The following is a 1435-nucleotide window of genomic DNA, read 5'->3' on the forward strand; positions in this document are numbered from 1 at the left end:
TGTACTGCACCCCAAAAGTTAGACAGAAAAAATCTAACTTTTGGGGTGTTTTATTATGAAATTGAGTTATGATGATAAAGTTCAGATCTATGAACTTAGAAAACAAGGATATAGCTTAGAGAAGCTTTCAAATAAATTTGGGATAAACAATTCTAATCTTAGGTACATGATTAAATTGATTGATCGTTACGGAATAGAGTTCGTCAAAAAAGGAAAGAATTGTTACTATTCTCCTGAACTAAAACAAGAGATCATTGATAAAGTTCTTCTTGAGGGGCATTCACAAATTAGGGCGTCTCTGGATTATGCTCTTCTAAGTAGTGGATTACTTTCGAATTGGCTGGCACAATATAAGAAAAACGGGTATACTATTGTTGAGAAAACAAGAGGGAGACCACCTAAAATGGGACGTAAGCCAAAGAAGAGATTTGAAGATATGACAGAATTAGAACGTCTTCAAGCAGAAAATGAGTACTTGAGAGCGGAGAATGCCATTCTAAAAAAGTTGAGAGAACTCCGATTGAGAGACGAAAAGGAGCAAGAAGAAAAACGGAAATTGTTCAAGGACTGGTAACAGAGTTTTCTTTAGATATCCTTCTAAAGATTATTAAACTTGCCCGTTCAACTTATTATTACCACTTAAAACAGCTGGATCAAAGCGATAAAGATTATGATATTAAAGCTGAAATTCAGTCAATTTATACTGAGCATAAAGGAAATTACGGCTATCGTCGCATGACTCTAGAATTACGAAATCGTGGCTTCGTAGTGAACCATAAGAAGGTGCAGCGTCTGATGAAAGTACTTGGTTTAACGGCTCGAATTCGCCGTAAACGGAAGTATTCTTCATACCAAGGAGAGGTTGGCAAGAAAGCAGATAATCTTATTCAACGTCAATTTGAAGCAACCAAACCAATGCAAAAGTGCTACACAGATGTGACAGAATTTGCCATTCCAGCAAGCAGCCAAAAGCTTTATTTATCACCAGTTTTAGATGGCTTTAACAGAGAAATTATCTCCTACAATCTTTCTACTTCGCCGAACTTAGTACAAATGAAAGCTATGCTAGAACAAGCCTTTACAGAGAACCATTACGAAAATACAATTCTCCATAGTGACCAAGGATGGCAATACCAACACGATTTCTATCATCATTTTTTAAAGAATAAGGGAATCCAACCATCTATGTCACGTAAGGGAAATAGTCCAGATAACGGTATGATGGAATCTTTCTTTGGCATTCTTAAGTCTGAAATGTTTTATGGTTATGAGAATACGTTTCAGTCACTTGAACACTTGGAACAAGCTATTGTAGACTATATTGATTACTACAACAACAAACGAATTAAGGTAAAACTAAAAGGACTTAGCCCTGTACAATACAGAACTAAATCCTTTGCTTAAATTAATTGTCTAACTTTTTGGGGTCAGTACA

1 protein-coding gene is annotated in these 1435 nt (G+C 35.7%); it reads left to right on the forward strand.

The window, feature by feature from the left end; all coding sequences use genetic code 11:
• Positions 1 to 55 precede the first annotated feature (55 nt).
• Positions 56 to 1404, forward strand: a protein-coding gene (locus ACLNCP_RS09950) for an IS3 family transposase (RefSeq protein WP_115262385.1) whose coding sequence is annotated in 2 segments (ribosomal slippage) — positions 56 to 506 and positions 506 to 1404 — 1350 coding nt in all. Because the reading frame shifts where the segments join, the coding sequence is not laid out codon by codon here.
• Positions 1405 to 1435: the final 31 nt, after the last annotated feature.

It is taken from the genome of Streptococcus sp. CL6.35 (assembly GCF_049737915.1).
Classification (GTDB): Bacteria; Bacillota; Bacilli; order Lactobacillales; family Streptococcaceae; genus Streptococcus.